21 protein-coding genes and 1 pseudogene are annotated in these 24675 nt (G+C 53.1%); 19 read left to right on the top strand and 3 right to left on the bottom strand.

What is annotated here, in order from left to right:
* Positions 1-279 precede the first annotated feature (279 nt).
* The 13 genes from nuoA to nuoN all read left to right on the top strand — a co-directional run bounded on the left by nuoA (position 280) and on the right by nuoN (position 15305).
* Positions 280-723 carry an NADH-quinone oxidoreductase subunit NuoA gene (gene nuoA / locus C0K55_RS01165; RefSeq protein ID WP_000062991.1) on the top strand — a complete coding sequence of 148 codons (444 nt, stop codon included), beginning with the start codon at positions 280-282 and terminating at the stop codon, positions 721-723.
* A 15-nt stretch (positions 724-738) separates the two neighbouring features.
* Positions 739-1401: an NADH-quinone oxidoreductase subunit NuoB gene (gene nuoB / locus C0K55_RS01160; RefSeq protein ID WP_000386733.1), complete on the top strand. Its 663-nt coding sequence runs from the start codon at positions 739-741 to the stop codon at positions 1399-1401.
* Positions 1402-1494: 93 nt separating this feature from the next.
* Entirely contained in the window at positions 1495-3297 is a 1803-nt protein-coding gene (nuoC, locus tag C0K55_RS01155; RefSeq protein WP_016249005.1) for an NADH-quinone oxidoreductase subunit C/D, read from the top strand.
* A 2-nt stretch (positions 3298-3299) separates the two neighbouring features.
* Positions 3300-3800: an NADH-quinone oxidoreductase subunit NuoE gene (gene nuoE, locus C0K55_RS01150; protein ID WP_000545042.1), complete on the top strand. Its 501-nt coding sequence runs from the start codon at positions 3300-3302 to the stop codon at positions 3798-3800.
* Complete coding sequence (gene nuoF / locus C0K55_RS01145; RefSeq protein ID WP_000789507.1) at positions 3797-5134, top strand: NADH-quinone oxidoreductase subunit NuoF; 1338 nt, start codon at positions 3797-3799, stop codon at positions 5132-5134. Before nuoE ends, nuoF begins: the two co-directional genes overlap by 4 nt.
* A 52-nt stretch (positions 5135-5186) precedes the next feature.
* Entirely contained in the window at positions 5187-7913 is a 2727-nt protein-coding gene (gene nuoG, locus C0K55_RS01140) for an NADH-quinone oxidoreductase subunit NuoG (protein ID WP_010376987.1), read from the top strand.
* Positions 7910-8887, top strand: coding sequence for an NADH-quinone oxidoreductase subunit NuoH (gene nuoH, locus C0K55_RS01135; protein WP_000220077.1), 978 nt, complete (start codon positions 7910-7912; stop codon positions 8885-8887). The genes nuoG and nuoH overlap by 4 nt, the downstream gene beginning before the upstream one ends.
* 14 nt (positions 8888-8901) lie before the next feature.
* The gene (gene nuoI, locus C0K55_RS01130; protein WP_000172749.1) at positions 8902-9444 is read left to right on the top strand and encodes an NADH-quinone oxidoreductase subunit NuoI; all 543 of its coding nucleotides are present in this window, start codon (positions 8902-8904) and stop codon (positions 9442-9444) included.
* 11 nt (positions 9445-9455) lie between these two features.
* Positions 9456-10010 (top strand): NADH-quinone oxidoreductase subunit J, encoded by a 555-nt coding sequence (gene nuoJ, locus C0K55_RS01125; RefSeq protein ID WP_000393511.1) that lies wholly within the window; start codon positions 9456-9458, stop codon positions 10008-10010.
* Positions 10007-10309, top strand: coding sequence for an NADH-quinone oxidoreductase subunit NuoK (gene nuoK / locus C0K55_RS01120; protein ID WP_000612644.1), 303 nt, complete (start codon positions 10007-10009; stop codon positions 10307-10309). The genes nuoJ and nuoK overlap by 4 nt, the downstream gene beginning before the upstream one ends.
* Positions 10306-12147, top strand: a complete 1842-nt coding sequence (gene nuoL / locus C0K55_RS01115; RefSeq protein WP_001056648.1) for an NADH-quinone oxidoreductase subunit L — start codon at positions 10306-10308, stop codon at positions 12145-12147. The genes nuoK and nuoL overlap by 4 nt, the downstream gene beginning before the upstream one ends.
* 164 nt (positions 12148-12311) lie before the next feature.
* Positions 12312-13841 carry an NADH-quinone oxidoreductase subunit M gene (nuoM, locus tag C0K55_RS01110; protein WP_001516777.1) on the top strand — a complete coding sequence of 510 codons (1530 nt, stop codon included), beginning with the start codon at positions 12312-12314 and terminating at the stop codon, positions 13839-13841.
* A 6-nt stretch (positions 13842-13847) separates the two neighbouring features.
* Entirely contained in the window at positions 13848-15305 is a 1458-nt protein-coding gene (gene nuoN / locus C0K55_RS01105) for an NADH-quinone oxidoreductase subunit NuoN (RefSeq protein ID WP_000156702.1), read from the top strand.
* 67 nt (positions 15306-15372) lie between these two features.
* On the opposite strand, the gene C0K55_RS01100 is transcribed toward nuoN, so the two are convergent.
* Complete coding sequence (locus C0K55_RS01100; RefSeq protein ID WP_000525379.1) at positions 15373-15876, bottom strand: YfbM family protein; 504 nt, start codon at positions 15874-15876, stop codon at positions 15373-15375.
* Positions 15877-15977: 101 nt separating this feature from the next.
* A pseudogene (locus tag C0K55_RS01095) lies at positions 15978-16939 on the bottom strand (M28 family metallopeptidase).
* 147 nt (positions 16940-17086) lie between these two features.
* On the opposite strand from C0K55_RS01095, the gene C0K55_RS01090 reads away from it, so the two are divergent.
* Positions 17087-18850, top strand: coding sequence for a vWA domain-containing protein (locus tag C0K55_RS01090; protein WP_105266030.1), 1764 nt, complete (start codon positions 17087-17089; stop codon positions 18848-18850).
* 121 nt (positions 18851-18971) lie between these two features.
* Here C0K55_RS01090 and rbn read toward each other — a convergent pair whose 3' ends face one another.
* Complete coding sequence (gene rbn / locus C0K55_RS01085; protein WP_000420121.1) at positions 18972-19889, bottom strand: ribonuclease BN; 918 nt, start codon at positions 19887-19889, stop codon at positions 18972-18974.
* Between the two features lie 64 nt (positions 19890-19953).
* On the opposite strand from rbn, the gene C0K55_RS01080 reads away from it, so the two are divergent.
* The 5 genes from C0K55_RS01080 to menH all read left to right on the top strand — a co-directional run bounded on the left by C0K55_RS01080 (position 19954) and on the right by menH (position 24663).
* On the top strand, positions 19954-20415 hold the full coding sequence (locus tag C0K55_RS01080; RefSeq protein ID WP_000568147.1) for a GNAT family N-acetyltransferase: 462 nt from the start codon (positions 19954-19956) through the stop codon (positions 20413-20415).
* A 54-nt stretch (positions 20416-20469) separates the two neighbouring features.
* Positions 20470-20775 (top strand): stress response protein ElaB, encoded by a 306-nt coding sequence (elaB, locus tag C0K55_RS01075; protein WP_000070671.1) that lies wholly within the window; start codon positions 20470-20472, stop codon positions 20773-20775.
* Between the two features lie 78 nt (positions 20776-20853).
* Positions 20854-22149: an isochorismate synthase MenF gene (menF, locus tag C0K55_RS01070; protein WP_001191451.1), complete on the top strand. Its 1296-nt coding sequence runs from the start codon at positions 20854-20856 to the stop codon at positions 22147-22149.
* 88 nt (positions 22150-22237) lie between these two features.
* Positions 22238-23908, top strand: a complete 1671-nt coding sequence (menD, locus tag C0K55_RS01065) for a 2-succinyl-5-enolpyruvyl-6-hydroxy-3-cyclohexene-1-carboxylic-acid synthase (protein WP_038355041.1) — start codon at positions 22238-22240, stop codon at positions 23906-23908.
* A complete protein-coding gene (gene menH / locus C0K55_RS01060; protein ID WP_105266031.1) occupies positions 23905-24663 on the top strand; it encodes a 2-succinyl-6-hydroxy-2,4-cyclohexadiene-1-carboxylate synthase in 759 nt (252 codons plus the stop codon). The genes menD and menH overlap by 4 nt, the downstream gene beginning before the upstream one ends.
* The last annotated feature ends 12 nt before the right edge of the window (positions 24664-24675 follow it).

The following is a 24675-nucleotide window of genomic DNA, read 5'->3' as shown; positions in this document are numbered from 1 at the left end:
GACACGATTCAACAACATCTAATTTTCCTGGAGTTGTCAACAATCTGGGGGTAAAGGCATTAAATGCAAAAGTTGTTGATATCATGTAAATTAATGTGAAGAAACCTTTGTTAAAGTTGACAAAAGGTTATAGAAAGGAGTAAAAGACCACATCAATTAGCTGTATAAAATAGTTTCTACAGCGATTGTAAGGTTTTTTTTATTCCTCCCCATGAATCGATGTGGCGTCCATCTGCCGTGAAGAGCAGTGAATCTGGCGCTACTTTTGATGAGTAAGCAATGAGTATGTCAACATCCACTGAAGTCATCGCTCATCACTGGGCATTCGCTATCTTTCTTATCGTTGCCATTGGCCTGTGTTGCCTGATGTTGATTGGCGGTTGGTTTTTAGGCGGTCGCGCGCGCGCGAGGTCAAAAAACGTGCCGTTTGAATCAGGTATCGACTCGGTCGGCTCCGCCCGCTTACGCCTGTCTGCCAAGTTTTATCTGGTGGCCATGTTCTTCGTTATCTTCGACGTTGAAGCGCTGTATCTGTTCGCATGGTCAACTTCCATTCGCGAAAGCGGCTGGATTGGCTTTGTAGAAGCGGCAATTTTTATTTTTGTGTTACTGGCAGGTCTGGTTTATCTGGTGCGTATTGGCGCGCTGGACTGGACGCCCGCGCGTTCACGCCGCGAGCGTGTGAACCCGGAAACGAACAGTATCGCTAATCGTCAACGCTAACCGCGAGGCATTAAGATGGATTATACGCTCACCCGCATAGATCCCAACGGTGAGAACGACCGTTACCCCCTGCAAAAGCAGGAGATCGTAACCGACCCTCTGGAGCAAGAAGTTAATAAAAACGTGTTTATGGGCAAGCTCAATGACATGGTTAACTGGGGTCGTAAAAACTCAATTTGGCCGTATAACTTCGGTCTTTCCTGCTGTTACGTTGAGATGGTGACCTCGTTTACCGCGGTTCATGACGTGGCGCGTTTTGGCGCAGAAGTATTGCGTGCTTCGCCGCGTCAGGCTGACCTGATGGTGGTGGCTGGAACCTGTTTTACCAAAATGGCGCCAGTTATTCAGCGTCTCTATGACCAGATGCTGGAGCCGAAGTGGGTTATCTCCATGGGCGCATGTGCGAACTCCGGCGGTATGTACGATATTTATTCCGTTGTGCAGGGTGTTGATAAATTCATTCCGGTTGATGTGTATATCCCGGGTTGCCCGCCGCGTCCTGAAGCGTACATGCAGGCACTGATGCTATTGCAGGAATCTATCGGCAAAGAACGTCGCCCGCTCTCCTGGGTGGTTGGCGATCAGGGCGTATATCGCGCCAATATGCAATCAGAGCGCGAACGCAAGCGCGGTGAACGCATTGCCGTTACCAACCTGCGCACACCTGACGAGATTTAATTTGCGCCTGTCGGCAAAGGCATTTTTCTTCGCTTATTCCTAAATCTATTTCGCGAAGTTAACTACGCCGACAGTCACCACGGACCATATGCAATGGTGAACAATATGACCGACTTAACCGCGCAAGAACCCGCCTGGCAGACCCGTGATCATCTTGATGATCCGGTGATTGGCGAACTGCGCAACCGTTTTGGGCCGGATGCCTTTACTGTTCAGGCGACTCGCACCGGGGTTCCCGTTGTGTGGATCAAGCGTGAACAATTACTGGAAATTGGCGATTTCTTAAAGAAACTGCCGAAACCTTACGTCATGCTGTTTGACTTACACGGCATGGACGAGCGTTTGCGCACACACCGCGAAGGGTTACCTGCCGCCGATTTTTCCGTTTTCTACCATCTGATTTCGATCGAGCGCAACCGCGACATCATGCTAAAGGTGGCGCTGGCAGAAAACGATCTACATGTGCCGACTTTTACCAAACTGTTCCCGAACGCCAACTGGTATGAGCGCGAAACCTGGGATCTGTTTGGCATTACTTTCGACGGTCACCCGAACTTGCGTCGCATCATGATGCCGCAAACCTGGAAAGGTCACCCACTGCGTAAAGATTACCCGGCGCGTGCTACCGAATTCTCGCCGTTTGAGCTGACCAAAGCCAAACAGGATCTGGAGATGGAAGCCCTGACCTTCAAACCGGAAGAGTGGGGGATGAAGCGCGGCACCGAAAACGAGGACTTCATGTTCCTCAACCTCGGTCCGAACCACCCGTCGGCGCACGGGGCTTTCCGTATCGTTCTGCAGCTCGATGGTGAAGAGATTGTCGACTGCGTACCAGACATCGGCTATCACCACCGTGGCGCGGAGAAAATGGGCGAACGCCAGTCCTGGCATAGTTACATACCGTACACCGACCGTATCGAATACCTCGGCGGTTGCGTTAACGAAATGCCATACGTGCTGGCGGTAGAAAAACTGGCCGGGATCACTGTGCCGGATCGCGTTAACGTAATCCGCGTAATGCTTTCCGAATTGTTCCGCATCAATAGCCACCTGCTGTATATCTCCACCTTTATTCAGGACGTCGGTGCAATGACGCCAGTGTTCTTTGCCTTTACCGATCGTCAGAAAATCTACGATCTGGTGGAAGCAATCACTGGTTTCCGTATGCATCCGGCGTGGTTCCGTATTGGCGGTGTGGCGCATGACCTGCCGCGAGGCTGGGATCGCTTGCTGCGTGAGTTCCTTGACTGGATGCCGAAACGTCTGGCTTCTTACGAGAAAGCCGCGCTGCGTAACACCATCCTGATTGGCCGTTCCAAAGGCGTTGCCGCCTACGGCGCGAAAGAGGCGCTGGAGTGGGGCACCACAGGTGCTGGCTTGCGTGCCACCGGGATCGACTTCGACGTGCGTAAGGCGCGTCCTTATTCTGGCTATGAAAACTTCGACTTTGAAATCCCGGTCGGTGGTGGCGTTTCTGACTGCTACACCCGCGTAATGCTGAAAGTGGAAGAGCTGCGCCAGAGTCTGCGCATTCTTGAGCAGTGCCTCAACAACATGCCGGAAGGCCCGTTCAAAGCGGATCACCCGCTGACTACGCCGCCGCCGAAAGAGCGCACGCTGCAACATATCGAAACCCTGATCACCCACTTTCTGCAAGTGTCGTGGGGGCCGGTGATGCCTGCCAATGAGTCCTTCCAGATGATTGAGGCGACCAAAGGGATCAACAGTTACTACCTGACCAGTGACGGTAGCACCATGAGTTATCGCACCCGTATCCGCACCCCGAGTTATGCGCATTTGCAGCAAATTCCGGCGGCGATCCGCGGCAGCCTGGTGTCTGACCTGATTGTTTATCTGGGCAGTATCGATTTTGTTATGTCAGATGTGGACCGCTAATTATGCACGAGAATCAACAACCACAAACCGAGGCTTTTGAGCTGAGTGCGGCAGAGCGTGAAGCGATTGAGCACGAGATGCACCACTACGAAGACCCGCGTGCGGCGTCCATTGAAGCGCTGAAAATCGTTCAGAAGCAGCGTGGCTGGGTGCCGGACGGCGCGATCCACGCGATCGCTGACGTTCTGGGTATTCCGGCAAGCGATGTTGAAGGTGTGGCAACGTTCTACAGCCAGATCTTCCGCCAGCCGGTGGGTCGCCATGTGATCCGCTATTGTGACAGCGTGGTTTGTCACATCAACGGTTACCAGGGAATTCAGGCGGCGCTGGAGAAAAAACTGAATATCAAACCAGGGCAAACGACGTTTGACGGTCGCTTTACGCTGCTGCCAACCTGCTGCCTGGGGAACTGCGACAAAGGGCCAAACATGATGATCGATGAGGACACTCACGCGCATCTGACCCCGGAAGCGATCCCTGAACTGCTGGAGCGGTATAAATGAAAAACATTATCCGTACTCCCGAAACGCATCCGCTGACCTGGCGTCTGCGCGATGACAAACAGCCGGTGTGGCTGGACGAATACCGCAGCAAAAACGGTTACGAAGGGGCGCGTAAGGCGCTGACCGGGCTTTCTCCGGACGAAATCGTCAATCAGGTCAAAGATTCCGGTCTGAAAGGGCGCGGCGGCGCGGGCTTCTCTACTGGCCTGAAGTGGAGCCTGATGCCGAAAGACGAATCCATGAACATCCGTTACCTGCTGTGTAACGCCGATGAAATGGAACCGGGCACCTATAAAGACCGTTTGCTGATGGAGCAACTGCCGCACCTGCTGGTGGAAGGTATGTTGATCTCTGCCTTTGCGCTGAAAGCGTATCGCGGCTACATCTTCCTGCGTGGCGAATATATCGAAGCGGCAGTGAATCTGCGTCGTGCCATTGCCGAAGCGACCGAAGCGGGGCTGCTCGGCAAAAACATTATGGGAACAGGTTTTGATTTCGAACTGTTCGTCCATACCGGGGCAGGACGCTACATCTGCGGTGAAGAAACTGCGTTAATCAACTCTCTGGAAGGGCGTCGCGCTAACCCGCGCTCGAAGCCGCCATTCCCGGCAACCTCAGGCGCATGGGGCAAACCGACCTGTGTTAACAACGTCGAAACCCTGTGTAACGTTCCGGCGATCCTCGCTAACGGCGTGGAGTGGTATCAGAACATCTCGAAAAGCAAAGATGCTGGCACCAAGCTGATGGGCTTCTCTGGTCGGGTGAAAAATCCGGGTCTGTGGGAACTGCCGTTCGGTACTACCGCGCGTGAAATCCTTGAAGATTACGCTGGTGGTATGCGTGACGGGCTGAAATTCAAAGCCTGGCAGCCAGGCGGCGCGGGCACTGACTTCCTGACAGAAGCGCACCTTGACCTGCCGATGGAGTTCGAAAGTATCGGTAAAGCGGGTAGCCGTCTGGGTACGGCGCTGGCGATGGCCGTTGACCACGAGATCAACATGGTGTCGCTGGTACGTAACCTGGAAGAGTTTTTCGCCCGTGAATCCTGTGGCTGGTGTACGCCGTGCCGCGATGGTCTGCCGTGGAGTGTGAAAATTCTGCGTGCACTGGAGCGTGGCGAAGGTCAGCCTGGCGATATCGAAACACTTGAGCAACTGTGTCGATTCTTAGGCCCGGGTAAAACCTTCTGTGCCCACGCACCAGGTGCAGTGGAGCCGTTACAGAGCGCCATCAAATATTTCCGTGAAGAATTTGAAGCGGGAATCAAACAGCCGTTCAGCAATACCCATTTGATTAATGGGATTCAGCCGAACCTGCTGAAAGAGCGCTGGTAACCGAATTTCGATTAACGCTCAGTCTATGACTGAGAAAACTGGAAGCATGCTAATGGCTACAATTCATGTAGACGGCAAAGAATACGAGGTCAACGGAGCGGACAACCTGCTGGAAGCTTGTCTGTCTCTGGGCCTTGATATTCCTTACTTTTGCTGGCATCCGGCGCTGGGAAGCGTCGGTGCTTGCCGCCAGTGTGCGGTGAAGCAATACCAAAACGCGGAAGACACGCGTGGTCGCCTGGTGATGTCCTGTATGACACCGGCTTCCGATGGCACCTTTATTTCCATTGACGACGAAGAAGCGAAACAGTTCCGTGAAAGTGTGGTCGAGTGGTTAATGACCAACCACCCGCACGACTGTCCGGTCTGTGAAGAGGGTGGTAACTGCCATCTTCAGGATATGACCGTGATGACCGGGCATACCTTCCGTCGCTACCGTTTCACCAAACGTACCCACCGCAATCAGGATCTGGGGCCGTTCATCTCTCATGAAATGAATCGCTGCATCGCCTGCTACCGCTGCGTGCGTTACTACAAAGATTACGCTGACGGTACGGATCTGGGCGTTTATGGCGCGCACGACAACGTTTACTTCGGTCGCCCGGAAGACGGCACCCTGGAAAGCGAGTTCTCCGGTAACCTGGTGGAAATTTGCCCGACCGGCGTATTCACCGATAAAACGCACTCCGAGCGTTATAACCGTAAATGGGATATGCAGTTTGCGCCGAGTATCTGCCAGCAATGTTCCATCGGTTGTAACACCAGCCCGGGTGAACGTTATGGTGAACTGCGTCGTATCGAAAACCGTTACAACGGTACGGTAAACCATTACTTCCTCTGCGACCGTGGTCGTTTCGGCTACGGCTACGTCAACCTGAAGGATCGTCCACGTCAGCCGGTACAGCGTCGTGGCGATGATTTCATCACCCTCAACGCCGAGCAGGCGATGCAAGGTGCGGCAGATATTCTGCGTCAGTCGAAGAAAGTCATCGGCATCGGTTCTCCGCGTGCCAGCGTGGAAAGCAACTTTGCGCTGCGTGAACTGGTTGGCGAAGAAAACTTCTACACCGGTATCGCTCACGGTGAGCAGGAACGTCTGCAACTGGCGCTGAAAGTGCTGCGTGAAGGCGGCATTTATACTCCGGCACTGCGTGAAATCGAATCTTACGATGCAGTACTGGTGCTGGGCGAAGATGTTACACAGACCGGGGCACGCGTCGCGCTGGCGGTTCGTCAGGCAGTAAAAGGCAAAGCGCGCGAAATGGCGGCAGCACAGAAAGTGGCTGACTGGCAGATTGCGGCAATCCTCAACATTGGCCAACGTGCCAAGCACCCGCTGTTTGTTACTAACGTTGATGACACCCGCCTGGATGACATCGCGGCGTGGACTTACCGCGCACCGGTTGAAGATCAGGCGCGTTTAGGTTTTGCCATCGCCCACGCGCTGGACAACTCCGCACCAGCGGTTGACGGTATCGAGCCGGAGCTGCAAAGCAAAGTCGACGTCATCGTACAGGCACTGGCTGGTGCGAAGAAACCGTTGATTATCTCCGGCACTAACGCCGGTAGTACAGAAGTGATTCAGGCTGCAGCTAACGTAGCGAAAGCCCTGAAAGGTCGCGGCGCTGACGTAGGTATCACTATGATTGCCCGTTCCGTAAACAGTATGGGGCTGGGCATTATGGGCGGCGGTTCGCTTGAAGAAGCCCTGACCGAACTGGAAACCGGACGCGCCGATGCAGTGGTGGTGCTGGAAAACGATCTACATCGTCACGCTTCCGCGACCCGCGTGAACGCCGCGCTGGCAAAAGCGCCGCTGGTGATGGTGGTTGACCATCAGCGCACGGCGATTATGGAAAACGCCCATCTGGTGCTTTCCGCTGCCAGCTTTGCTGAAAGCGATGGTACGGTGATCAACAACGAAGGTCGTGCTCAACGTTTCTTCCAGGTTTACGATCCGTCTTACTACGACAGCAAAACGGTGATGCTGGAAAGCTGGCGCTGGTTACACTCGCTGCACAGTACACTGCTGAGTCGAGAGGTGGACTGGACGCAGCTCGACCATGTGATTGACGCCGTCGTGGCGAAGATCCCGGAACTTGCTGGCATCAAAGATGCCGCGCCGGATGCGACATTCCGCATTCGTGGTCAGAAACTGGCTCGTGAGCCGCACCGTTACAGTGGTCGTACCGCCATGCGCGCCAATATCAGCGTTCATGAACCGCGTCAGCCGCAGGATATCGACACCATGTTCACCTTCTCGATGGAAGGTAACAACCAGCCGACCGCGCACCGTTCGCAAGTGCCGTTTGCCTGGGCACCGGGCTGGAACTCCCCGCAGGCGTGGAACAAATTCCAGGACGAAGTGGGTGGCAAATTGCGCTTTGGCGATCCGGGCGTGCGTTTGTTTGAAGCCAGCGAAAACGGTCTGGATTACTTCACCAGCGTACCGGCACGCTTCCAGCCGCAGGAAGGGAAATGGCGTATCGCGCCGTACTACCATCTGTTTGGCAGCGATGAACTGTCACAGCGTGCTCCGGTATTCCAGAGCCGTATGCCGCAGCCGTATATCAAACTCAACCCGGCAGATGCCGCGAAGTTGGGCGTGAATGCGGGTACTCGCGTCTCCTTTAGTTACGATGGCAACACGGTCACGCTACCGGTTGAAATCGCAGAAGGGCTGACGGCAGGGCAGGTGGGCTTGCCGATGGGCATGTCCGGCATTGCTCCGGTGCTGGCTGGCGCGCATCTTGAGGATCTCAAGGAGGCACAACAATGACCTGGTTATCACCGGAACTGATTGAGATCCTGCTGACCATCCTCAAAGCGGTGGTGATCTTGCTGGTGGTTGTCACCTGCGGGGCATTCATGAGCTTTGGTGAACGTCGTCTGCTGGGGCTGTTCCAGAACCGTTACGGACCTAACCGTGTTGGCTGGGGCGGTTCGCTTCAGTTGGTCGCGGACATGATCAAAATGTTCTTTAAAGAAGACTGGATCCCGAAATTCTCGGATCGCGTCATCTTTACCCTTGCGCCGATGATCGCCTTTACCTCGTTGCTGCTGGCCTTTGCGATTGTGCCAGTCAGTCCGGGTTGGGTGGTTGCCGACCTGAACATCGGGATTTTGTTCTTCCTGATGATGGCAGGTCTGGCGGTTTACGCAGTGCTGTTTGCGGGCTGGTCAAGTAACAACAAATACTCGCTGCTGGGTGCGATGCGTGCTTCTGCGCAGACCCTAAGCTACGAAGTGTTCCTCGGGCTTTCCCTGATGGGCGTGGTGGCGCAGGCCGGTTCATTCAACATGACCGACATCGTTAACAGCCAGGCGCATGTATGGAACGTCATCCCGCAATTCTTTGGTTTTATTACCTTTGCCATCGCGGGCGTGGCGGTATGTCACCGTCACCCGTTTGACCAGCCGGAAGCCGAGCAGGAACTGGCGGATGGTTACCACATTGAATATTCCGGGATGAAATTCGGCCTGTTCTTCGTGGGTGAATACATCGGGATTGTGACCATCTCCGCACTGATGGTGACGTTGTTCTTCGGTGGCTGGCAAGGCCCGTTGTTACCGCCATTCATCTGGTTCGCGCTGAAAACTGCGTTCTTTATGATGATGTTCATTTTGATTCGTGCGTCGTTGCCGCGTCCGCGTTATGACCAGGTAATGTCCTTCGGCTGGAAAATCTGCCTGCCGCTGACGCTGATCAACTTGCTGGTAACGGCGGCTGTCATTCTCTGGCAGGCGCAATAAGGGGCACTAAGACCATGACCTTAAAAGAATTGTTAGTAGGTTTCGGCACCCAGGTTCGTAGTATCTGGATGATCGGCCTGCACGCGTTTGCCAAGCGCGAAACGCGAATGTACCCGGAAGAGCCGGTCTATCTGCCGCCCCGTTATCGTGGTCGTATCGTTCTGACCCGCGATCCGGACGGCGAAGAGCGTTGCGTAGCCTGTAACCTCTGCGCAGTAGCCTGCCCGGTCGGCTGTATCTCGCTGCAAAAAGCAGAAACCAAAGACGGTCGCTGGTATCCGGAATTTTTCCGCATCAACTTCTCACGCTGCATTTTCTGTGGTCTGTGCGAAGAAGCCTGTCCGACCACGGCGATTCAGTTAACCCCGGATTTCGAGATGGGGGAATACAAACGCCAGGATCTGGTTTACGAGAAAGAGGATCTGCTGATCTCCGGTCCGGGCAAATACCCGGAATATAACTTCTACCGGATGGCAGGTATGGCAATCGACGGCAAAGATAAGGGCGAAGCAGAGAACGAAGCCAAGCCTATCGACGTCAAGAGCCTGTTACCGTAAGGAGAGGGGCAATGGAGTTCGCTTTTTATATCTGTGGCCTGATAGCCATACTTGCGACCTTGCGAGTGATCACCCATACCAATCCGGTACACGCACTGCTGTACCTGATTATTTCGCTGCTGGCGATTTCCGGGGTGTTCTTCTCACTGGGCGCTTACTTTGCCGGTGCGCTGGAAATTATCGTCTACGCGGGTGCCATTATGGTGCTGTTCGTGTTCGTGGTGATGATGCTCAACCTGGGCGGTTCGGAAATCGAACAGGAACGCCAGTGGCTGAAACCGCAGGTGTGGATTGGTCCGGCAATTTTGTCGGCCATCATGCTGGTGGTGATTGTTTACGCCATTCTCGGTGTTAACGATCAGGGTATCGACGGTACGCCAATCAGCGCCAAAGCAGTGGGTATTACGCTGTTCGGGCCTTACGTGCTGGCGGTTGAACTGGCCTCTATGCTGCTGCTGGCCGGTCTGGTTGTGGCCTTCCACGTCGGTCGCGAAGAGCGTGCGGGTGAAGTGCTGAGCAATCGCAAAGACGACAGCGCGAAAAGAAAAACGGAGGAGCACGCATGATCCCCTTACAACATGGACTGATCCTCGCGGCAATCTTGTTCGTTCTTGGCTTAACCGGTCTGGTTATCCGTCGCAATCTGCTGTTTATGCTGATTGGTCTGGAAATCATGATTAACGCTTCCGCGCTGGCCTTTGTGGTCGCCGGGAGCTACTGGGGCCAGACCGACGGTCAGGTGATGTACATTCTTGCCATCAGCCTCGCGGCGGCGGAAGCGAGTATCGGTCTTGCGCTGCTGCTGCAACTTCACCGTCGTCGCCAGAACCTGAACATCGATTCAGTAAGTGAGATGCGCGGATGAACATGCTTGCCTTAACCATTATTTTGCCATTAGTTGGCTTCATTCTGCTGGCGTTCTCTCGCGGACGCTGGTCTGAAAATGTCTCAGCGATCGTTGGCGTTGGCTCTGTGGGCCTGGCTGCGCTGGTGACTGCTTTTATCGGCGTCGATTTCTTCGCTAACGGTGAGCAGGCTTACAGCCAGCCGCTGTGGACGTGGATGTCGGTAGGCGACTTTAACATCGGTTTCAACCTGGTGCTGGACGGCCTGTCACTGACCATGCTCTCAGTGGTCACCGGTGTGGGTTTCCTGATCCACATGTACGCCTCCTGGTATATGCGCGGTGAAGAGGGCTACTCTCGCTTCTTCGCTTACACCAACCTGTTCATTGCCAGCATGGTGGTTCTGGTTCTGGCCGACAACCTGCTGCTGATGTACCTCGGCTGGGAAGGCGTGGGCCTGTGCTCCTATCTGCTGATCGGTTTCTATTACACCGATCCGAAGAATGGTGCCGCGGCAATGAAAGCGTTTGTCGTGACCCGTGTCGGTGACGTGTTCCTCGCTTTCGCGCTGTTCATTCTCTACAACGAACTGGGCACGCTGAACTTCCGCGAAATGGTGGAACTGGCACCGGCGCACTTTGCAGACGGCAATAACATGCTGATGTGGGCGACGCTGATGCTGCTGGGTGGTGCGGTTGGTAAATCTGCGCAGTTGCCGTTGCAGACATGGCTTGCCGACGCGATGGCTGGCCCGACGCCTGTCTCTGCGCTGATCCACGCCGCAACCATGGTAACCGCAGGTGTTTACCTGATCGCCCGTACCCACGGCCTGTTCCTGATGACCCCGGAAGTTCTGCATCTGGTGGGTATTGTCGGGGCGGTTACCTTGCTGCTGGCTGGTTTTGCTGCGCTGGTACAGACCGACATCAAACGTGTTCTCGCTTACTCCACCATGAGTCAGATTGGCTACATGTTCCTCGCGCTTGGCGTGCAGGCATGGGATGCGGCGATTTTCCACTTGATGACCCACGCATTCTTTAAAGCGCTGCTGTTCCTGGCATCCGGTTCTGTCATTCTGGCCTGTCATCACGAACAGAACATCTTCAAGATGGGCGGTCTGCGTAAATCTATTCCGCTGGTTTATCTCTGCTTCCTGGTGGGCGGCGCGGCGCTGTCGGCACTGCCGCTGGTCACTGCGGGCTTCTTCAGTAAGGATGAGATCCTCGCGGGTGCGATGGCGAATGGTCATATCAATCTGATGGTGGCTGGTCTGGTCGGTGCGTTTATGACCTCGCTCTACACCTTCCGTATGATTTTCATCGTCTTCCACGGAAAAGAACAAATTCACGCTCACGCCGTGAAAGGGATCACCCACAGCCTGCCGCTGATTGTGCTGCTGATCCTTTCCACCTTCGTTGGCGCACTGATTGTACCGCCGCTGCAGGGCGTGCTTCCGCAAACCACGGAGCTGGCACACGGCAGTATGTTGACCCTGGAAATTACCTCTGGCGTGGTTGCAGTTGTTGGCATTTTGCTGGCAGCCTGGCTGTGGCTGGGTAAACGTACTCTGGTGACTTCTATCGCCAACAGTGCACCGGGTCGTCTGCTGGGGACCTGGTGGTACAACGCCTGGGGCTTTGACTGGCTGTACGACAAAGTGTTCGTCAAACCGTTCCTGGGGATCGCCTGGTTGCTGAAACGCGATCCGCTGAACTCAATGATGAACATCCCGGCGATCCTCTCGCGCTTTGCGGGTAAAGGTCTGTTGCTCAGTGAGAACGGCTACCTGCGCTGGTATGTGGCATCCATGAGCATCGGTGCGGTCGTGGTGCTGGCACTGTTGATGGTACTGCGTTGAGTTAAGGATTGTGGGATTTGCCCTCGGGCATATAAGAACGTAGGTCGGATAAGCCACTACAGCGGCGCATCCGACACTCCCCCCAATCCGAAGTGAATTTTCTGTCGTGAGAATTCGTTGAAAATCCGGTCCTGACGGGACTTTTACAAGGAATAAAGATCGCCATGTTACTACCCTGGCTAATATTAATTCCCTTTATTGGCGGCTTCCTGTGCTGGCAGACCGAACGCTTTGGCGTAAAGGTGCCGCGCTGGATCGCGCTAATCACCATGGGATTGACGCTGGCGCTGTCGCTGCAACTGTGGTTGCAGGGCGGTTATTCACTGACGCAATCCGCCGGAATTCCGCAGTGGCAGTCTGAATTCGACATGCCGTGGATCCCGCGTTTTGGAATCTCTATTCACCTCGCCATTGATGGTCTGTCGTTGCTGATGGTCGTGCTGACAGGTCTGCTCGGCGTGCTGGCGGTACTTTGCTCGTGGAATGAGATCGAAAAATATCAGGGCTTCTTCCACCTCAACCTGATGTGGATCCTGGGCGGTGTTATCGGCGTGTTCCTTGCCATCGACATGTTCCTGTTCTTCTTCTTCTGGGAAATGATGCTGGTGCCGATGTACTTCCTGATCGCACTGTGGGGGCATAAAGCTTCTGACGGTAAAACGCGTATCACGGCGGCAACCAAATTCTTCATCTACACCCAGGCGAGTGGTCTGGTGATGTTGATCGCCATCCTGGCGCTGGTCTTCGTTCACTACAATGCGACTGGTGTCTGGACCTTCAACTATGAAGAGCTGCTGAATACGCCAATGTCCAGCGGTGTGGAATATCTGTTGATGCTGGGCTTCTTCATCGCCTTTGCGGTGAAAATGCCGGTGGTTCCACTGCACGGTTGGTTGCCAGATGCCCACTCCCAGGCACCGACTGCCGGTTCCGTTGACCTCGCGGGGATCTTGCTGAAAACTGCCGCTTACGGTCTGCTGCGTTTCTCCCTGCCGTTGTTCCCGAACGCGTCGGCAGAGTTTGCGCCAATCGCGATGTGGCTGGGTGTTATCGGCATCTTCTACGGTGCGTGGATGGCCTTTGCCCAGACTGATATCAAACGCCTGATCGCCTACACCTCGGTTTCCCACATGGGCTTCGTGCTGATTGCTATCTATACCGGCAGCCAGTTGGCCTACCAGGGCGCGGTTATTCAGATGATTGCGCATGGCTTGTCGGCGGCGGGTCTGTTTATTCTCTGCGGTCAGCTCTATGAACGTATCCACACCCGTGACATGCGCATGATGGGCGGTCTGTGGAGCAAAATGAAATGGCTGCCAGCACTGTCGCTGTTCTTTGCTGTGGCAACGCTTGGGATGCCGGGCACTGGTAACTTCGTCGGTGAATTTATGATTCTGTTCGGCAGCTTCCAGGTCGTCCCGGTCATTACCGTTATCTCTACTTTTGGGCTGGTCTTTGCGTCTGTTTATTCGCTGGCAATGCTGCATCGCGCTTACTTCGGTAAGGCGAAAAGCGAGATTGCCAGCCAGGAACTGCCAGGGATGTCGCTGCGTGAGTTGTTTATGATCCTGTTGCTGGTGGTGCTGCTGGTACTGCTGGGCTTCTGGCCGCAGCCGATTCTGGATACCTCGCACTCCGCGATTGGCAATATCCAGCAGTGGTTTGTTAATTCCGTTACTACTACAAGGCCGTAAATCGCCATGACAATAACTCCACAAAACCTGATCGCACTGCTACCGTTGCTGATCGTCGGCTTGACGGTGGTGGTTGTGATGCTCTCCATTGCGTGGCGACGCAATCACTTCCTCAACGCCACGCTGTCGGTCATTGGGCTTAACGCGGCGCTGGTTTCGCTCTGGTTTGTTGGCCAGGCGGGCGCTATGGACGTCACGCCGCTGATGCGTGTTGATGGTTTCGCCATGCTCTACACCGGGCTGGTACTGCTGGCGAGCCTCGCCACCTGTACTTTTGCCTACCCGTGGCTTGAAGGTTATAACGACAATAAGGACGAGTTCTACCTGTTGGTGTTAATTGCCGCCTTGGGTGGGATCTTGCTGGCGAATGCCAACCATCTGGCGTCTCTGTTCCTCGGTATCGAACTGATCTCTCTGCCGTTGTTTGGCCTGGTCGGTTACGCTTTCCGCCAGAAACGTTCGCTGGAAGCCAGTATCAAATACACCATTCTTTCTGCCGCAGCGTCTTCTTTCTTGCTGTTCGGTATGGCGCTGGTGTACGCGCAGTCTGGCGACCTGTCGTTCGTCGCGCTGGGTAAAAACCTCGGTGATGGTATGCTCAACGAGCCGCTGTTACTGGCGGGTTTTGGCCTGATGATTGTCGGCCTCGGTTTCAAACTTTCTCTGGTGCCGTTCCACCTGTGGACACCAGACGTATACCAGGGCGCGCCTGCGCCGGTTTCCACCTTCCTGGCGACGGCGAGCAAAATCGCTATCTTCGGCGTGGTGATGCGTCTGTTCCTTTACGCACCGGTGGGCGACAGCGAAGCGATTCGCGTGGTGCTGGCGATTATCGCCTTTGCCTCCATCATCTTCGGTAACCTGATGGCGCTGAGCCAGACCAATATCAAACGTCTGCTCGGTTACTCGTCTATCTCTCACCTCGGTTATCTGCTGGTGGCACTGATTGCGCTGCAAACCGGCGAGATGTCGATGGAAGCGGTAGGGGTTTACCTCGCCGGTTATCTGTTCAGCAGCCTCGGCGCGTTCGGTGTGGTCAGCCTGATGTCCAGCCCGTATCGTGGCCCGGATGCTGATTCCCTGTTCTCTTACCGCGGACTGTTCTGGCATCGTCCGATCCTCGCGGCGGTGATGACGGTGATGATGCTGTCACTGGCCGGTATCCCGATGACGCTGGGCTTTATCGGTAAGTTCTACGTGCTGGCGGTTGGTGTTCAGGCGCACCTGTGGTGGCTGGTGGGCGCTGTGGTTGTCGGTTCGGCAATCGGCCTCTACTACTACCTGCGCGTGGCGGTGAGCCTGTACCTTCATGGTTCAGAACAGCCAAACCGTGATGCACCGTCAGACTGGCAGTACACGGCAGGCGGCATCGTGGTGCTGATCTCCGCACTGTTGGTACTGGTGCTGGGTGTATGGCCGCAACCGCTGATTAGCATTGTACGTTTGGCAATGCCGCTGATGTAAGCAGTCAGTTCGTAAGTCAGAAAGCCGCCGACATGTTCGGCGGTTTTTTATGGTGCCTTTGACACCATCACCCAACAATAACCGTCAGCGCATGATTCCCTTGTCGCAGCATACGTCGATACGCGCTAATCAACTTCTCCATATCAAGCATGATCGACGCAAAGAGTTGCCCCTCTAACTCTTCTGAAAAGGTCACTCCCGGATAAATCTCCATTTCATTGAGTCGCTTAATGGAAAACTGTTTACGCAGCTCACTTCGATCCAGAGCTTCCAGGCGGTCGATTGTCGCGGCTAACTCCTGATTCCAGGTCAATCCCAGGAAACCATCTATGCCATCTTCGAGGCTGTGTTCACCAAGCACGGCACGACTTAGCGGGTCATTCTTCGCGGGATCAAAAGCAGAGGTACCTGTCAGGCCAAAATGTAAAAAATCCCAGCGCTTATCAATATCCAGTCGGCGTAAACCTGAAAGCGTGTCGTGAATATTGTCCATCAAAGGTTTTTCAGTAGACTCAAGCAGTTGGTTAACCTTTTCTGAATTAATTTCCGCAAAATAACCAATCATTCCCATTTGTTTTCCTCCGTTGAATTTCATTTTTCGCATCTTAAATCAGATGCCACAAAATAAAATTACAGCAGTCATTTTTCTGGAGCTGCCTCGAGAAATTTTTATTATTTACTGTTATGCAACAAACTAATAACGCCATCAATTACCTGCGCCATTTTCTGGTAATTGAGTCTGTCTGCAGTATCGCCAGACTGGTGATATTGTTTATTTCGATAAAACGCAGTGTCTGTAATCATGACGGCAGGAATATCTTGCTGCCAGTAATTGAGATGGTCGGAGAAATCGATACCGGGAATAAATCCCGGTGCGTTAATAGAATAAACAGGCAACTCTGTTGCTGATAACAACGCAGATTTTACCTGACGCACAGCGCTGATATCCTGCATTCTGCCAACCACTGCAATAAAATCACCACGGTCGGGATAAAGCCAGGACATGACAGAGTAAGGGTAATCCTGACTCCCGGATGCGGAGTCGTAATAACCAATCATCTCCAGCGCTATCATTAATTTCACCGGACGCTCAAGCGAAGCGGCGTGTACCGCGCTCCCCATTTCATCGCTACGAAAGAAGGGCGGTTCTTCCGACGCATAGGCGACTAGTTGAACGCCTGTTTTCGGCGCTTGCTGCTGTAACAAACGTGCCAGCTCCAGTAGTCCGGCGACGCCGCTGGCGTTATCATCCGCGCCTGGCGTATAGATTAATTGGTCGTTTTCATAACTGGTTGCGGAATCATAGTGCGCCCCAATAATAATCAGCGATCCATCGGCAGGACCGTAATCAGCAACAATGTTTTTGTAGGGGCCACCAGTAATGGGGACGTCCTGCACGGTAACTCTGGCACCGCTACTGACAAAGACCTCTTTTATATACTCTGCGGATCTATTCAGATTATCAATATTGTCAGCACTACGTGGATGCACAGTTTGTGTAAAGTAACGAACTGTTTTTTCTAATTGCTCGGGACTTGCGTGCCGGGGCGTTGGCGGTAATGCATTGACCCAGGGTTGATAAAAAAAATTAGAGGAAGTGAAAGCAGGAAAAATATAAAAAAGGGAAAGGTTATTTTTTTTCATATACAAATTATTAATAGGTTTTGTTGTTGAATCATTATTTGTTATGGGTTTCGGGATTGTATTTTATTAAGATTGGTCGGATTATACAAAGAGTCTATTTTATGTCTGGTAGCTGAGTTTATTTAAAAGGATTTTATATGCGAAATAAAAATATAATCATGTTGCTTATTAGTAGTTTGATTTTGTCAGGATGTGGGCAGGAATCTGATGATAAGGAAAGTCAGCAACAACAATCTACTACACCCACAGACCAGCAAGTACTTGCCGCGCAACAAGCGGCAACAAAAGTGGCGGAGCAAAGAGCCGCCGCCGCTAAAGCCGCTGCAGATGCGAAAGCAAAAACCTTAGCCCAGCATGAAGCGCAACAATCCTCAGACAAACAGGCTTTGCAGGGGCGATTGCAGGAAGCGCCAACATTTGAAAGAGCGGCTAAAGCAAAAGCTACACGTATCGCAAATCCAGGAACAGCTCGCTACCAGCAGTTCGATGATAATCCGGTTAAGCAGGTAGCGCAAAACCCGTTAGCGACGTTTAGCCTTGACGTCGACACCGGCAGCTATGCAAATGTACGGCGTTTCCTCAATCAAGGGCTGTTACCTCCGCCAGACGCTGTGCGGGTGGAGGAGATGGTCAATTATTTTCCGTCAGACTGGGTTATTAATGATAAAAGCAATAATAAAGAGCCTGTTCCCGCCACTAAGCCAATACCTTTCGCTATGCGCTATGAACTGGCATCTGCGCCCTGGAATGAGCAGCGAACATTGCTGAAAGTTGATATCCTGGCGAAAGATCGCAAAAGTGAAGAGTTACCAGCTTCTAATCTGGTCTTTCTTATCGACACTTCTGGTTCAATGATTTCTAGTGAACGTTTGCCACTTATTCAGTCTTCGTTGAAATTATTGGTCAAAGAACTTCGTGAGCAGGATAACATTGCCATCGTAACCTACGCTGGCGACTCCCGTATTGCGTTGCCTTCTACCTCAGGGAATCACAAGTCAGAAATTAATGCCGCGATTGATTCGCTGGATGCGGAAGGCAGTACCAATGGCGGTGCCGGGCTGGAACTGGCTTATCAGCAGGCGGCGAAGGGGTTTATTAAGGGCGGCATCAATCGCATTTTATTGGCCACTGACGGTGACTTTAACGTTGGTATTGACGATCCAAAATCGATTGAATCAATGGTCAAAAAACAGCGGGAGTCCGGTGTTACTCTTTCGACGCTTGGCGTGGGGGATGACAATTACAACGAGGCAATGATGGTGCGAATTGCCGATGTTGGTAACGGCAACTACAGCTACATTGATACTCTCTCTGAAGCGCAGAAAGTGTTGAACAGTGAAATGCGGCAGACGTTGATTACCGTAGCAAAAGATGTCAAAGCGCAAATAGAGTTTAACCCCGCGTGGGTAACGGAATACCGTCAGATTGGTTATGAAAAGCGCCAACTTCGGGCGGAGGATTTTAATAACGACAACGTTGATGCGGGGGATATTGGCGCAGGTAAACATATAACGTTGTTATTCGAATTAACGCTGAATGGGCAAAAAGCATCAATTGATAAGTTACGCTATGCCCCGGATAACAAATCAGCGAAATCAGATAAAGCGAAAGAACTGGCCTGGTTAAAGATTCGTTGGAAATACCCGCAGGGAAAAGAAAGTCAGTTAGTTGAATTCCCGTTGGCACCCACAATAAACGCACCTTCAGAAGATATGCGTTTTCGCGCAGCAGTCGCTGCGTTTGGGCAAAAATTGCGCGGTTCTGAATACCTGAATAATACATCCTGGCAGCAGATCGAACAGTGGGCGTGGCAAGCGAAAGGACCGGATCAACAAGGCTACAGAGCGGAATTTATTCGCCTGATTGGGCTGGCGGAAGGTCTGGACAATTCACAAAACTAAAAATGATAAATCTGTTTGCCGGATATCGACATCAAGCGTATTCGGCAAACAGATGAAAAATACGTCAAATAAGTGCGTTGGCATCATTAAATTAATCTGCCAACTAACCACCGCTTTCGACTTAAATGCTAAACACCGCGAAATCGCTCGCCAGTTCGGTTGCCGGGAAAATCGACCGACATTCGTGTAACAAGTGCTGACAGCCTTTATCATCATAGCGCGAACTAACATGGGTAATGATTAGTTTACCGACACCAGCTTCACGGGCCAGTGCCGCCGCCTGGCGTGTGGAGCTGTGGCCGCGACTGTTGGCTTTGGCCTCCATCGCCATATCCAGCGTCGCTTCGTGAACCATTATGTCGACACCTTTAGCAAGGTCGATTGCGGCATCGCAAGGGCCGGTATCACCGAAAATGGCGATTGATTTACCCGGTGTAGGCGCGTCTAAATAATCAGCACCGTTAATCTGCCGACCGTCTTCCAGCGTGACTGTTTTGCCTTTTTTCAAATCCTGAAATAACGGACCGGGTTGTACACCGGCATCTTTTAACGCCCGGGCGTTCAGCGCGCCAGGTTTATCATGTTCCTCAATACGATAGCCGTAACATTCCAGCGGATGTTCCATCGGATAAGCTGTCACTTTACGCAAGCCATCATCAAGAATTTCGCCTGCGCTAATTTCAATAATCTCCAGTGGATAATCAGTCCACGAGCCACTAATGCGTAACGCTGTCTCAACAAATTCACGGATACCTTGCGGACCATAAATGGTTAAGGGTTGCACAATGCCTGACATGGAACGACTGCATAGCAACCCGGGCAAGCCAAAAAGATGATCGCCATGTAAATGGCTTATAAAAATCCTGTCCAGTTTTCCGGGGTTAAATGCTGTGTGCAACATCTGGTGTTGTGTACCTTCACCGCAGTCAAATAACCAAAGCCCGGCTCGCGTTGGATGTTGCAGATTAAGCAATATTGCCGTGACATTCCGTGTTCGGGTCGGAACCCCCGCTGAAGTACCTAAAAAAATTAATTCCATGAGTTCATCACGCTGCTGAAAATATTCCAGCTAGTATAAAGCAAACAGCACAAAGGAGCCTTCCATGATCGACTGGCAAGATCTGCATCATTCTGATTTATCTGTTTCTCAGCTTTATGCCTTATTACAACTACGCTGCGCGGTATTTGTGGTGGAGCAAAACTGCCCTTATCAGGATATCGACGGTGATGATCTGGTAGGAGAAAATCGCCATCTTCTCGGCTGGCATCACGGGACACTGGTGGCGTATGCGAGGATACTGAAAAGTGATGATGATCTCGAACCGGTGGTGATTGGTCGGGTGATTGTCAGCGAGGCCTTACGCGGCGAAAAAATCGGTCAGCAATTGATGAGCAAGGCGCTGGAATCATGTACGCGCCACTGGCCGGACAAGGCGATTTATCTGGGGGCGCAGGCGCACTTACAAAACTTTTATGAGCAATTTGGTTTCATCCCAGTGACCGATATTTATGAGGAAGATGGTATTCCGCATATCGGGATGGCGCGCGAGGTTAATCAGGCGTGATTGATAACAGTTGTCTATAGTTAGTGGCAGGTTTTACGTAAATGGAGAACGAGAATGTCTAATCAATTTAGTGATACACGTATCGATGACGACCTGACGTTACTGAGCGAAACACTGGAAGAGGTGCTACGCTCCTCTGGCGATCCCGCCGATCAAAAATATGTTGAGCTAAAGGCGCGGGCAGAAAAGGCGCTGGATGATGTGAAAAAAAGGGTAAGTCAGGCTTCCGACAGCTATTACTATCGGGCGAAGCAGGCGGTATATCGTGCCGATGACTACGTCCATGAAAAACCCTGGCAGGGGATTGGCGTGGGCGCGGCCGTTGGACTGGTATTAGGACTGTTGCTGGCACGCCGTTAAAACCTCCCTACACTGGGGTACTGCATTTTTTGTGCAGTACCCCGTATAATGTGAGGCTTTTAACAGGGAGAGGTCCGCGTGCAATCACTTACTACGGCGCTGGGAAATCTACTGCGCCATTTGTCGCAAGAGATTCCGGCGACACCCGGCATTCGGGTTTTCGATGTTCCTTTCCCCCTTAATGACGCTTTTGATGCTTTAAGCTGGTTGGCCAGTCAGCAAACGTATCCGCAATTCTACTGGCAACAACGTAATGGTGATGAAGAGGCCGCGGTGCTGGGCGCGATTGCCAGCTTTACGTCGTTGGACCAGGCACAACGTTTTCTTCGTCAGTACCCGGAACATCCCGACTTACGCATTTGGGGGCTGAATGCGTTTGACCCGTCACAAGGTCATTTACTTTTGCCGCGTCTGGAATGGCGGCGCTGTGCGGGAAAAGCGAGCTTTCGCCTGACCCTTTTCAGCGAAACGTCCCTTCAGAATGACGCAAATCAGGCAAAAGAATTCATTACTACACTGGCGAATACCAAACCGTTGCCCGCGTTGCATTTAACCACTCCACAAGAAAACCACTGGCCAGACAAATCGGGCTGGACGCGGTTAATTAAACTGGCGACCGACACCATTGCGGAAGGTGAGCTGGATAAAGTCGTACTGGCGCGGGCGACAGATCTGCATTTTGCAAGTCCGGTCAATGCGGCGGCAATGATGGCTGCCAGCCGTCGACTGAATCTTAACTGTTACCATTTCTACATGGGCTTTGATGGCGAAAGCGCATTTCTCGGCTCAACGCCTGAGCGACTATGGCGGCGGCGTGACAAAGCGCTGCGCACTGAAGCCCTTGCCGGAACGGTGGCAAATCACCCCGACGATAAACAGGCGCAGCGGTTGGCCGAGTGGCTGATGGCGGATGATAAAAACCAACGTGAAAACATGCTGGTGGTGGAAGATATCTGCCAGCGATTACAGTCTGATACCCAGACACTGGATGTTTTGCCGCCGCAGGTACTTCGCCTGCGAAAAGTACAACATCTGCGTCGCTGCATCTGGACTTCACTCAATAAAGCAGACGACGAGGTTTGCTTGCATCAGTTGCAGCCAACGGCAGCCGTAGCAGGCTTACCGCGCGATCTGGCGCGGCAGTTTATCGCGCAACACGAACCGTTTACCCGTGAATGGTACGCTGGCTCTGCGGGTTATCTTTCTCTACAACAAAGTGAATTCTGCGTTTCCCTGCGCTCGGCAAAAATCAGTGACAATGTAGTGCGTCTGTATGCCGGAGCAGGTATTGTCCGTGGCTCAGATCCCGAGCAAGAGTGGCAGGAAATCGACAACAAAGCGGCAGGACTGCGGACTTTATTACAAATGGAATAGTAATGAGTCGCATCATTATCGATTCATATCAATAATCTAATTTTGTAGCTCTCTATACTTAGCCGCAATATTGATACCGGACAAACTCATGTCAGTAAGCGCATTTAACCGACGCTGGGCGGCGGTCATTCTGGAAGCATTAACACGTCACGGCGTCAGACACGTCTGCATCGCCCCTGGCTCTCGTTCTACGCCATTAACTCTGGCGGCAGCGGAAAATTCCGCATTCATTCATCACACCCATTTTGATGAGCGTGGGCTGGGACATCTGGCGCTGGGGCTGGCGAAGGTCAGCAAACAGCCGGTGGCGGTGATTGTGACCTCCGGCACGGCGGTAGCGAATCTCTATCCGGCGCTGATTGAGGCTGGGTTAACTGGAGAAAAACTGATCCTGTTAACCGCCGATCGTCCTCCGGAACTGATTGATTGCGGTGCGAATCAGGCGATTCGCCAGCCGGGTATGTTCGCTTCTCATCCCACGCATAGCATTTCACTACCACGCCCGACCCAGGATATTCCTGCGCGTTGGCTGGTTTCCACCATCGATCACGCTTTAGGTACGCTGCATACGGGGGGAGTCCATATCAACTGCCCGTTTGCCGAACCGCTGTATGGCGAGATGGACGACACGGGGCTGGCGTGGCAACAACGCCTGGGCGACTGGTGGCAGGACGATAAACCGTGGCTGCGTGAAGCCCCTCGGCTGGAGAGCGAAAAACAGCGCGACTGGTTCTTCTGGCGGCAAAAGCGCGGCGTGGTGGTTGCGGGGCGCATGAGTGCGGAAGAGGGCAAAAAAGTTGCCCAGTGGGCGCAAACTCTTGGCTGGCCGCTGATTGGCGACGTGCTGTCGCAAACCGGGCAACCGCTGCCGTGTGCCGACTTGTGGTTAGGTAATGCTAAAGCGATTGGCGAGTTACAGCAGGCGCAGATTGTGATCCAGATGGGTAGTAGCCTGACCGGAAAACGGTTACTGCAATGGCAGGCGAATTGTGAACCGGAAGAATACTGGATTGTTGATAACATCGAAGGACGACTCGACCCGGCGCATCACCGTGGACGTCGGCTGATTGCCAATATTACTGACTGGCTGGAGTTGCATCCGGCTGAAAAACGTCAGCCCTGGTGCGTGGAGATCCCGCGTCTGGCTGAACAGGCGATGCAGGCAGTTGTTACCCGTCGCGATGCATTTGGCGAAGCGCAACTGGCGCACCGCATCAGCGAATACCTACCGGAACAGGGGCAACTGTTTGTCGGTAACAGCCTGGTGGTGCGTTTGATCGACGCACTCTCACAACTTCCGGCAGGTTACCCGGTTTACAGCAACCGTGGAGCCAGCGGTATTGACGGTCTGATCTCGACCGCCGCTGGCGTTCAGCGGGCGAGCGGTAAACCGACACTGGCGATTGTTGGCGATCTCTCGGCGCTTTACGACCTGAACGCGCTGGCCTTGCTGCGCCAGGTTTCCGCGCCGCTGGTATTAATTGTGGTGAACAATAACGGCGGGCAAATCTTCTCGCTACTTCCCACACCAAAAAGCGAGCGTGAGCGTTTTTATTTAATGCCACAGAACGTTCATTTTGAGCACGCTGCCGCTATGTTCGAACTGAAATATCATCGCCCGCAAAACTGGGATGAGTTTGAATCGGCTCTGGCTGGCGCATGGCGCACCCCGACCACCACCGTGATTGAAATGGTCGTTAACGATACTGATGGTGCGCAAACACTCCAGCAGTTGCTGGCGCAGGTAAGCCATTTATGATCCTGCATGCGCAGGCAAAACACGGCAAGCCAGGTTTACCCTGGCTGGTTTTTCTGCACGGTTTTTCCGGAGATTGCCGCGAATGGCAGGAAGTGGGCGAGGCGTTTACGGACTACTCGCGATTGTATGTGGATCTCCCCGGACACGGCGGTTCAATGGCTATCAGCGTTGATGGTTTTGCTGATGTCACCAATTTGCTGCATAACACTCTTGTTAGTTACAACATACTAAATTACTGGCTGGTGGGATACTCCCTCGGTGGACGCGTGGCGATGATGGCGGCTTGTCAGGGGATGCCGGGGATTGGTGGGGTGATTGTCGAAGGCGGGCATCCAGGGCTGCAAAGTGCTGAACAACGTGCAGAACGTCAGCTTTCCGATCACCGCTGGGCGCAGCGTTTTCGCTCAGAACCGTTAACCGCGGTATTTACCGACTGGTATCAACAACCTGTTTTTGCCTCGCTCAACGATGAGCAACGCCGGGAGCTGGTGGCACTGCGCAGCAACAATAACGGTGTAACTCTTGCCGCCATGCTGGAGGCTACTTCTCTCGCCGTCCAGCCTGATTTACGTGCTAACCTTAGCGCCCGCACATTTACGTTTTATTATTTATGTGGTGAACGTGACAGCAAATTCCGCGCTCTGGCAGCGGAACTGGCTGCCGACTGCCATGTCATTCCTCGCGCCGGACATAACGCGCACCGGGAAAATCCCGCTGGCGTAATCGCAAGTCTGGCGCAGATCTTGCGTTTCTGACTAAAGGACACA

This window comes from Escherichia sp. MOD1-EC6098 (assembly GCF_002965865.1).
Taxonomy (GTDB): domain Bacteria; phylum Pseudomonadota; class Gammaproteobacteria; order Enterobacterales; family Enterobacteriaceae; genus Escherichia; species Escherichia marmotae.
Note: the sequence above shows the minus strand (reverse complement) of the source record. Positions and strands in the feature narration are given on the sequence as shown.

What these genes read in the sequence shown, in the direction of transcription:
- nuoA (WP_000062991.1), top strand. Translation starts at nt 280, where the DNA reads ATGAGTATGTCAACATCCACTGAAGTCATCGCTCATCACTGGGCATTC.
- nuoB (WP_000386733.1), top strand. Translation starts at nt 739, where the DNA reads ATGGATTATACGCTCACCCGCATAGATCCCAACGGTGAGAACGACCGT.
- nuoG (WP_010376987.1), top strand. Translation starts at nt 5,187, where the DNA reads ATGGCTACAATTCATGTAGACGGCAAAGAATACGAGGTCAACGGAGCG.
- C0K55_RS01100 (WP_000525379.1), bottom strand. Translation starts at nt 15,876, where the DNA reads ATGGGAATGATTGGTTATTTTGCGGAAATTAATTCAGAAAAGGTTAAC.
- C0K55_RS01090 (WP_105266030.1), top strand. Translation starts at nt 17,087, where the DNA reads ATGCGAAATAAAAATATAATCATGTTGCTTATTAGTAGTTTGATTTTG.
- C0K55_RS01080 (WP_000568147.1), top strand. Translation starts at nt 19,954, where the DNA reads ATGATCGACTGGCAAGATCTGCATCATTCTGATTTATCTGTTTCTCAG.
- nuoL (WP_001056648.1), top strand. Translation starts at nt 10,306, where the DNA reads ATGAACATGCTTGCCTTAACCATTATTTTGCCATTAGTTGGCTTCATT.
- nuoI (WP_000172749.1), top strand. Translation starts at nt 8,902, where the DNA reads ATGACCTTAAAAGAATTGTTAGTAGGTTTCGGCACCCAGGTTCGTAGT.
- nuoH (WP_000220077.1), top strand. Translation starts at nt 7,910, where the DNA reads ATGACCTGGTTATCACCGGAACTGATTGAGATCCTGCTGACCATCCTC.
- nuoC (WP_016249005.1), top strand. Translation starts at nt 1,495, where the DNA reads ATGGTGAACAATATGACCGACTTAACCGCGCAAGAACCCGCCTGGCAG.
- nuoM (WP_001516777.1), top strand. Translation starts at nt 12,312, where the DNA reads ATGTTACTACCCTGGCTAATATTAATTCCCTTTATTGGCGGCTTCCTG.
- nuoE (WP_000545042.1), top strand. Translation starts at nt 3,300, where the DNA reads ATGCACGAGAATCAACAACCACAAACCGAGGCTTTTGAGCTGAGTGCG.
- nuoJ (WP_000393511.1), top strand. Translation starts at nt 9,456, where the DNA reads ATGGAGTTCGCTTTTTATATCTGTGGCCTGATAGCCATACTTGCGACC.
- nuoK (WP_000612644.1), top strand. Translation starts at nt 10,007, where the DNA reads ATGATCCCCTTACAACATGGACTGATCCTCGCGGCAATCTTGTTCGTT.
- nuoN (WP_000156702.1), top strand. Translation starts at nt 13,848, where the DNA reads ATGACAATAACTCCACAAAACCTGATCGCACTGCTACCGTTGCTGATC.
- menH (WP_105266031.1), top strand. Translation starts at nt 23,905, where the DNA reads ATGATCCTGCATGCGCAGGCAAAACACGGCAAGCCAGGTTTACCCTGG.
- rbn (WP_000420121.1), bottom strand. Translation starts at nt 19,889, where the DNA reads ATGGAATTAATTTTTTTAGGTACTTCAGCGGGGGTTCCGACCCGAACA.
- nuoF (WP_000789507.1), top strand. Translation starts at nt 3,797, where the DNA reads ATGAAAAACATTATCCGTACTCCCGAAACGCATCCGCTGACCTGGCGT.
- menD (WP_038355041.1), top strand. Translation starts at nt 22,238, where the DNA reads ATGTCAGTAAGCGCATTTAACCGACGCTGGGCGGCGGTCATTCTGGAA.
- elaB (WP_000070671.1), top strand. Translation starts at nt 20,470, where the DNA reads ATGTCTAATCAATTTAGTGATACACGTATCGATGACGACCTGACGTTA.